This is a genomic window from Zavarzinia sp. (assembly GCF_041650655.1).
Classification (GTDB): Bacteria; Pseudomonadota; Alphaproteobacteria; order Zavarziniales; family Zavarziniaceae; genus Zavarzinia.
In genome coordinates, this window is record NZ_JBAZKR010000145.1 from 1 (window position 1) to 7,588 (window position 7,588).

General features: G+C 68.2%; 9 protein-coding genes. 1 reads left to right on the forward strand and 8 read right to left on the reverse strand.

Features of this window, described 5'->3' with window-relative positions; all coding sequences use genetic code 11:
- The 3 genes from lysA to argH form a co-directional block, all read right to left on the reverse strand.
- Positions 1–1,200: diaminopimelate decarboxylase (gene lysA, locus WC493_RS20565; protein WP_373068039.1), on the reverse strand; the 1,200-nt coding region annotated here is incomplete at its 3' end.
- Between the two features lie 10 nt (positions 1,201–1,210).
- Positions 1,211–1,417: a hypothetical protein gene (locus WC493_RS20570; RefSeq protein WP_373068041.1), complete on the reverse strand. Its 207-nt coding sequence runs from the start codon at positions 1,415–1,417 to the stop codon at positions 1,211–1,213.
- A gap of 11 nt (positions 1,418–1,428) precedes the next feature.
- Positions 1,429–2,841 (reverse strand): argininosuccinate lyase, encoded by a 1,413-nt coding sequence (argH, locus tag WC493_RS20575; protein ID WP_373068043.1) that lies wholly within the window; start codon positions 2,839–2,841, stop codon positions 1,429–1,431.
- Positions 2,842–2,894: 53 nt separating this feature from the next.
- On the opposite strand from argH, the gene WC493_RS20580 reads away from it, so the two are divergent.
- Complete coding sequence (locus WC493_RS20580; protein WP_373068045.1) at positions 2,895–3,464, forward strand: TlpA family protein disulfide reductase; 570 nt, start codon at positions 2,895–2,897, stop codon at positions 3,462–3,464.
- Here WC493_RS20580 and WC493_RS20585 read toward each other — a convergent pair.
- The 5 genes from WC493_RS20585 to WC493_RS20605 form a co-directional block, all read right to left on the reverse strand.
- On the reverse strand, positions 3,451–4,797 hold the full coding sequence (locus WC493_RS20585) for a chloride channel protein (RefSeq protein ID WP_373068047.1): 1,347 nt from the start codon (positions 4,795–4,797) through the stop codon (positions 3,451–3,453). The genes WC493_RS20580 and WC493_RS20585 overlap by 14 nt on opposite strands.
- 16 nt (positions 4,798–4,813) lie before the next feature.
- The gene (locus tag WC493_RS20590) at positions 4,814–5,584 is read right to left on the reverse strand and encodes an NYN domain-containing protein (protein ID WP_373068049.1); all 771 of its coding nucleotides are present in this window, start codon (positions 5,582–5,584) and stop codon (positions 4,814–4,816) included.
- 27 nt (positions 5,585–5,611) lie between these two features.
- Positions 5,612–6,295: an adenosylcobinamide amidohydrolase gene (locus WC493_RS20595; RefSeq protein ID WP_373068055.1), complete on the reverse strand. Its 684-nt coding sequence runs from the start codon at positions 6,293–6,295 to the stop codon at positions 5,612–5,614.
- The gene (locus tag WC493_RS20600; RefSeq protein WP_373068051.1) at positions 6,292–7,167 is read right to left on the reverse strand and encodes a 3-hydroxybutyryl-CoA dehydrogenase; all 876 of its coding nucleotides are present in this window, start codon (positions 7,165–7,167) and stop codon (positions 6,292–6,294) included. Before WC493_RS20600 ends, WC493_RS20595 begins: the two co-directional genes overlap by 4 nt.
- Positions 7,168–7,221: 54 nt before the next feature.
- The coding region (locus WC493_RS20605) for an electron transfer flavoprotein subunit alpha/FixB family protein (protein WP_373068053.1) at positions 7,222–7,588 on the reverse strand (367 nt) is incomplete at its 5' end.

Sequence of the window (7,588 nt, forward strand, 5' to 3'; positions counted from 1 at the left end):
GGCGAAATCGTCGCCGTTGACCAGCACTTCCGGGATCAGCGGCCGGGTGTTGTAGGTCGAGGCCATGACGGCGCCATAAGCCCCGGCCGAGAGCACGGCCAGCAGATCACCCTGTTTCGCCACCGGCAGCGGCCGGTCGAGAGCGATGAAATCGCCCGTCTCGCAGACCGGGCCGACCACGTCGACCGGCGCCACCGGGGCATCGGCCGGCGCCGCCACCACGGGCAAAATGCCGTGATAGGCGTCGTAGAGGGTGGGCCGGATCAGGTCGTTCATGGCCGCGTCGACGATCACGAAAGTCTTGGCCGTCGCCTTCTTCACATAGAGGACGCGGGTCACCAGAACGCCGGCATTGCCGACGATCAGACGCCCGGGCTCCAGGATGATGCCACAGCCGAGATGGCCCGTCGCGCGCTTCACGATGTCGGCATAATGCTCGGGCGCGGGCGGCACCAGGCGGTTTTCCTCGTAAGGAATGCCGAGGCCGCCGCCGAGGTCGAGCCGGTCGATCTTGTGGCCGTCGGCACGGAGCGCCTGCACCAGTTCGGCGACCTTGCGGAAGGCCGCCTCGAAGGGCTCGAGCGCGGTGAGCTGGCTGCCGATATGGACGTCGACGCCGACCACCCGCACCCCCGGCAGGGCCGCCGCCCGCGCATAGACCGAGCGCACCTGTTCCCAGGCGATGCCGAATTTGTTCTCCGCCTTGCCGGTCGAGATCTTGGCGTGGGTCTTGGCGTCGACATCCGGGTTGACCCGGATGGTGATCGGCGCCACCGCCCCCTTGGACGCGGCGACGGCCGAGAGCTGTTCCAGCTCCGGCTCCGATTCGACGTTGAACTGATGGATGCCGGCATCGAGCGCCGCCGCCATTTCGACCGGCGTCTTGCCGACGCCCGAGAAGACGATCCGGTTCGCCGGCACGCCCGCCGCCAGCGCCCGCGCCAGTTCGCCGCCCGAGACGACGTCGGCCCCGGCGCCGAGGCGGGCCAGGGTGGCGATCACCGCCTGGTTGGAATTGGCCTTGAGGGCGAAGCAGACCAGCGCCTTCTGGTCGGCGAAGGCCTCGGCGAAGACGCGGAAATGGCGTTCCAGCGTCGCCGTCGAATAGCAGTAGAAGGGCGTGCCCACGGCGGCGGCGATCGCTTCGAGGGAGACGCCCTCGGCGAACAATCGGCCGTCGCGGTAGTCGAAATGATTCATCGCGCCGCCCTCACTTCGCCGGGCCGGGGCGCGGAATCGGATAGTTGACGTCGCTGCCGCCGTAGTCGCGGCCGGGATCGGTCCCGGTGGTCGGGTGGACGCTGTCCGGCATGCCGTGGGCCTGCTGCCCGGTGTCGGGATGGACGGGGACGCCGCGCCGTCCGCAAGCCCCGAGGGCGAGGGAGACGACGAGAAGGGCGAGAACGATCTTGGGCATGCCCTGTCTCCTCAAAGGCCCAGACGGGCGCGGGCGGCGGCGATCTGCCAGCGCACGCCGTCGGGTGCCGTCCCGCCGAAACTGGTCCGGCTGCGCACCGAATTCTCGACCGAGAGCACGTCGTAGACGGCCGCGGTGATCCGGGGCTCGACCTCCTGCAGGGCGGAAAGGGGCAGCGCGTCGAGGTCGACGCCTTCCTTCTCCGCCGCCTTGACGATGCGGCCGGTGACGTGATGGGCTTCGCGGAACGGCATGTTCAGGCTCCGGACCAGCCAGTCGGCGAGGTCGGTCGCGGTGGAGAAGCCGGTGCCGGCGGCCGCCTTCAGCACCGATTCGTTGGGCGTCAGGTCGGCCACCATGCCGGCCATGGCAGCGACCACCAGTTCGATCGAGAGGGCGGCGTCGAAGGTCGGTTCCTTGTCTTCCTGCATGTCCTTGGCATAGGCGAGCGGCAGGCCCTTCATGACGATGAGCAAGGAATTCAGCGCACCGATCACCCGGCCGACCTTGGCCCGCGCCAGTTCCGCGGCATCGGGATTGCGCTTCTGCGGCATGATCGAGGAGCCGGTGGTGAAGGCGTCGGTCAGGCTGACGAAACGGAACTGGGCACTGGTCCAGATCACGATCTCTTCGGCGAGGCGCGAAAGATGGACGCCCATGATCGAGGCGGCCGCGAGATACTCGAGGGCGAAATCGCGCGAGGCGACCGAATCGAGGGAATTCGCCGTCGGCCGCTCGAAGCCGAGCGCCGCAGCCGTCGCGAAGCGGTCGATCGGGAAGCTGGTGCCGGCCAGCGCGGCCGCCCCCAGCGGGCATTCGTTGAGCCGGGCGCGCGCGTCGGACAGGCGGCCCAGGTCGCGCTCCAGCATGGCGACATAGGCCATCAGATGGTGGCCGAAGGTGATCGGCTGGGCGACCTGGAGGTGAGTGAAGCCGGGCATCACCACCTCGGCATGGGCTTCCGCCTTGTCGAGGAGGGCGGCGACCAGGCTGCGGGTCAGGCCGATCAGCCCGTCCAGCGCGTCACGCACCCAGAGGCGGAAATCGGTCGCCACCTGGTCGTTCCGCGAGCGCGCGGTGTGCAGGCGGCCGGCGGCCGGGCCGATCAGCTCGGCGAGGCGTGCCTCGATATTGAGGTGGATGTCTTCCCGGTCCTTGCGGAAGGCGAAACGGCCCTCCTCGATCTCGGCCTTGACGGCGTCGAGGCCGGCGCGGATCGCGTCGCCATCCGCCGCGGTCAGGATGCCGGCGGCGACCAGCATGGCCGCATGGGCCTTTGACCCGGCGATATCCTGGGCATAGAGCTTGCGGTCGAAGTCGATGGAGGCGTTGATCTTCTCCATGATTTCGGCGGGGCCGCGCTCGAAGCGTCCCCCCCACATCGCGTTCGAGGTCGATTTCAGGTCGTTATGGTCGTTGGGCATCGAAGCTACTTGAGCGTTGTCACGGCAGCGGCACCGAGAGGGAGCATGGAATCATGAAACTGGCGCCGGTCATCGTGTTCGTTGTCGCCCTCGCGGGAATCGCCGGGGCGGTCGCCGGATTGTTGCCGGCGGGCGGGCAGAATGCCGCACCGGCCCCGCATCCGGCGGGTATCGCCAACTTTAGCCCGAGCGCGGAGGCGAAGCCAGCACCAGCGATCGCCTTCAAGGACGGGCAGGGCGCCGACATCACCCTGGAGGCCCTGAAGGGCAAGGTCCTGGTGGTCAACCTGTGGGCGACCTGGTGCGGCCCCTGTATCGAGGAGCTGCCCTCGCTCGCCAAGCTGGCCGAGGCGACCAAGGACGAGGGCATCCATGTCGTCGCCATCTCGGTCGACCGGGCGGAGCCTTCGGTGGTACGGAAATTCCTCGACAAGAACGGTGCCGCCAATCTCGAAGCCTATCAGGACGACGGCATGAGGCTGGCGAGCCCGCTCGGCGTGCGCGGCCTGCCCACCACTTTCGTGCTCGACGCCGCAGGGCGGGTGCGCGGCACCCTGGTCGGCCCGGCGGATTGGACCTCGCCCGCGGCGCTGGCCCTGATCCGCGGCTTCAAGGCGGGCTGACCGGGTGGTGCGCGGCTTGGCGGAACTTGGCCAGGAAGAGGTCGGCCAGGGCGTGATAGACCGGATGGTGGCAGAGCAGGCGCGAGGTGCCGGTGGCGATCACCGAGACCGCCATCAGCGGCACCACCATGGCATGGTTGTCGGTCATCTCGAAGACGATGACGAAGCCGGTGATGGGCGCCTGCATGACGCCGGCAAAGAGCGCCACCATGCCGAGCGCCGCCACGGCCCCCGGCGCCATGCCACCGAACAGGTCGCCCACCGCAGCGCCGAGGCCGGCGCCCACCGCCAGGGTCGGCGCGAAGATGCCGCCCGCGATGCCCGCCGCCTGTGACAGGAGATTGGCCGCCAGCTTGGCGACCAGATAGAGCCAGGGTTCCTGCAATTCGCCATGCAGCGCGGCCTGCGCTTCGGCATAGCCGGTGCCGTGCACGGCGCCGTCCGAGACATAGCCAAGCAGGCCGACCGCGAGCCCGCAGGCAACGGCGAAGATCACCCGGTGGCGCCCGATCCGGCCGCCCAGCACCCGGGGGATCGCCTTGGCCTGGCCGATCATGGCGAGCGCGAAGCCCGCCCCGATCACGCCACCCATGACACCCAGCACGGGCACGGCAATCCAATCTCGCGCGTGGCCCAGCATGGCGTCGGTCTGGCCGAAATAGGAGCCGGTGCCCTGGATCAGCACGGCAGCACCGGCAGCGATCAGCACGGCACTCATGATCAGCACGCTGATCCGCTTCTCGAAGGATTTCGACATTTCCTCGATGGCGAAAATGATGCCGGCGAGCGGCGTGTTGAAGGCGGCGGCGACGCCCGCGGCACTGCCCGCCAGGATTACGCCGCGCATCCGGCCGAGGCCGGCGAAGCGGCTGCACGCCAGCATGATCGAGGCACCGACCTGGACCGACGGCCCCTCCCGCCCGACCGAGGCGCCGCAGCCGAGCGCCAGGACGGTGAGCATGATCTTGCCGAAGGCGATGCGGAGCGAGAGCAGGCGGTTCCGTGCGACGGGCGATTCGAGGGCGCGGGCCGCGATCGCCTGAGGAATGCCGCTGCCTTCGCCGCCGGGAAACACCCGCTGCACCATGAAAAGGCAGAACCCGAAACCGATCGGCGTGACCAGAAGCCCGGCCCAGGGCACCCGCTCCAAGAGGTCGCGGAACAGGTGAACGGCGAGATCCGCCCCCCAGGCGAAGATCACGCAGACCAGGCCGACGATCAGCGCGCCGAGCCAGAACACCAGGCGCCGCCGCCACAGGGTAGACGAGAGCCAGAGCGTGAAGGACGGGCGCAGGCGGCGCCGCAGGCGGTAGGCGAAGGAGCGGGTGTGCACGGCCCTGCGCCCCCACTCAGACGGCGGCGGGTCCCGGCTTGCGCGGCCGCCGGCCGCCGCCCCTCCGGGGCTTGGGTGCGACCGCGGCCACGGCGCGCAGGCGAAGCTGGCCGGCCTCGGTCTCGCCGACCTCGAAGCCGGGCAGGCTGCGCACGAGATCGCTCAACTTGCGGAAACCGAAACTGCGCGGATCGAAATCGGGCGCCAGATTGGCGAGCTGCTTGCCCAGCGCGCCGAGCGTCACCCAGCCGTCGTCGCCCTCTTCCTGGGACAGCGCCTTGCGGATCAACTCCTCGGCGGCGGCGGCCGGCAGGACAGTCTTCGTCCCTCCCTGACCAGCACCGGCGACCAGATTTTCGGTATAGATGAAACGCCGGCAGGCCTGGCGGAAACTTTCCGGCGTCTTCTGTTCGCCGAAACCGAAGACGTCCACGCCCTGCTCCCGGATGCGCGAGGCGAGGCGGGTAAAGTCGCTGTCCGAGGAGATCAGGCAGAAACCGTCGAAACGGCCGCTGTGCAAGAGGTCCATGGCATCGATCACCAGGGTGATGTCGGAGGCGTTCTTGCCCGTGGTATAGGCGAACTGCTGCTGCGGGATGATGGCGTGGCGCGCCAGGATGTCGGCCCAACCCTTGGAGCGGGTGCCCGAGAAATCGCCGTAGATCCGCCGCACGCTGGCCTCGCCGATCTTGGCGATCTCCTCGAACAAGCCATCGGCGATCTTGGGCGAGGCATTGTCTGCATCGATCAGCACCGCCAGCCGGGGAGATCGTCCTTCTTGCGCCATCGCCTTGCCCTCTCGCCTGTTACACCGCTAACTGAGGGCCCCTGCCGCCGATTTGTCCAGTAGGCTGTTCTCCGCCATCCAGTCGGCGGCGCCGGGGCGCACGGCGGCCAGAACGGCGGCACCGATCGCTTCACCCACCGCGGTATGCAGGCCGGCATAGGCGATTCTGCCGCCCGGCGGACAGGCGGCCACGACACAGTCCGTGCCCGTGCCGGTGACGGCCCCTACCCCGCCCGGACGATAGCCAGCCTCGACCACGGCGACGGTGCGCGCCTCGGTGGCGATCGAAAGCGTTTCGAGCAGGCCGGCGTCGGTCAGGCCGGCATCGACATGGACCAGCAGGTTGATGGTGCCGAAACCTTCGGGCCGGGCCTGGCGCCGCCGCCCCACCACTTCGCCGTTGCCGAGACCGACGGTGGCGAGACAGGTGGCGGTCACGCCTCCGACCTCGGCGCGTCCCAGGAAATGGCGGCGGATATCGCGCGAGGTCATCAAGCCGACCGCATCGAGCGCGCCGATCGACGAGAGCCCGTCGCGCAACAGGGCGAGAGGGTCGACGGTCGGCGTCAGGTCGGCATTGCGCACCTCGCGCCAAACGACGCGGGTGGCGGTAACGAAGCCGGGATTATACGGCGCCCAGGACAGGCAGCGACGCGGCCCGCCGAAGCGGGCCGTCAGCCAGGGCTGGGTGCAATCGACCGTGAAGCTCAGCGGGTCGGCACCGGGGTCTCACCCCGATAGTCGTAGAAGCCGCGATTGGTCTTGCGGCCGAGCCAGCCGGCCTCGACATATTTGACCAGCAGCGGGCAGGGCCGATACTTCGAGTCCGCCAAGCCCTCGTGCAGCACCTGCATGATCGCGAGGCAGGTGTCGAGGCCGATGAAGTCGGCGAGCTGGAGCGGACCCATCGGATGATTGGCGCCGAGCCGCATGGCGGTATCGATCGCCTCGACCGAGCCGACGCCCTCGTAAAGCGTATAGACCGCCTCGTTGATCATCGGCAGCAGGATGCGGTTGACGATGAAGGCCGGGAAGTCTTCCGCCATGGTCGGCGTCTTGCCGATCGAGAGGGCGAAGTCGCGGATCGTCTGATAGGTCGATTCGTCGGTCGCGATGCCGCGGATCAGCTCGACCAGCTTCATGACCGGCACCGGATTCATGAAGTGCATGCCCATGAAGCGTTCCGGGCGGTCGGTGATGGCGGCGAGCCGGGTGATCGAGATCGACGAGGTGTTTGAGGCGACCAGCGTACTGTCCTTCAGCTTCGGACAGAGGGCGGTGAAGATCTGCTTCTTCACCGTCTCGTTCTCGGCCGCCGCCTCGATCACGAGATCCGCGACGCCGACCTGCTCCATGCTGTCGGTGACCATGATGCGCTTCAGGGCGACATCGCGGTCAGCCTCGGTGATCAGGCCGCGGCCGAGCTGCCGGGCCATGTTCTTCTGGATCACCTCGAGCGCGGCTTGGGCGCGCTCGAGGTTGATGTCCATCATGAAGACATCGTAACCCGAGAGGGCGCAGACGTGGGCGATACCATTGCCCATCTGGCCGGCACCGATGACACCGATGGTCTTGAGCGCCATTCCGATAACCCCGTCTGTTGCACGCGTTACGATGAACCTACCCCAAACTCAGCGTTACTTCGAGAGTTCCGCTTCGAGTTCCGGCAGGGCCTTGAACAGGTCGGCGACCAGGCCGTAGTCGGCGACCTGGAAGATCGGCGCCTCTTCGTCCTTGTTGATCGCGACGATGACCTTGCTGTCCTTCATGCCGGCCAGATGCTGGATGGCGCCGGAGATGCCGACCGCGATGTAGAGTTCGGGAGCGACGATCTTGCCGGTCTGGCCGACCTGGTAATCGTTCGGCACGAAGCCCGCGTCGACCGCGGCGCGCGAGGCGCCGACGGCGGCGCCCAGCTTGTCGGCGATCTTGTCGAGCAGGTGGAAATTGTCGCCCGACTGCATGCCGCGGCCGCCCGAGATGACGATGCGGGCCGCAGTCAGT

Bases quoted from the DNA above. Each gene is read 5' to 3' on its own strand.
- WC493_RS20570 (WP_373068041.1), bottom strand. From the start codon at position 1,417: ATGCCCAAGATCGTTCTCGCCCTTCTCGTCGTCTCCCTCGCCCTCGGG.
- argH (WP_373068043.1), bottom strand. From the start codon at position 2,841: ATGCCCAACGACCATAACGACCTGAAATCGACCTCGAACGCGATGTGG.
- WC493_RS20580 (WP_373068045.1), top strand. From the start codon at position 2,895: ATGAAACTGGCGCCGGTCATCGTGTTCGTTGTCGCCCTCGCGGGAATC.
- WC493_RS20590 (WP_373068049.1), bottom strand. From the start codon at position 5,584: ATGGCGCAAGAAGGACGATCTCCCCGGCTGGCGGTGCTGATCGATGCA.
- WC493_RS20600 (WP_373068051.1), bottom strand. From the start codon at position 7,167: ATGGCGCTCAAGACCATCGGTGTCATCGGTGCCGGCCAGATGGGCAAT.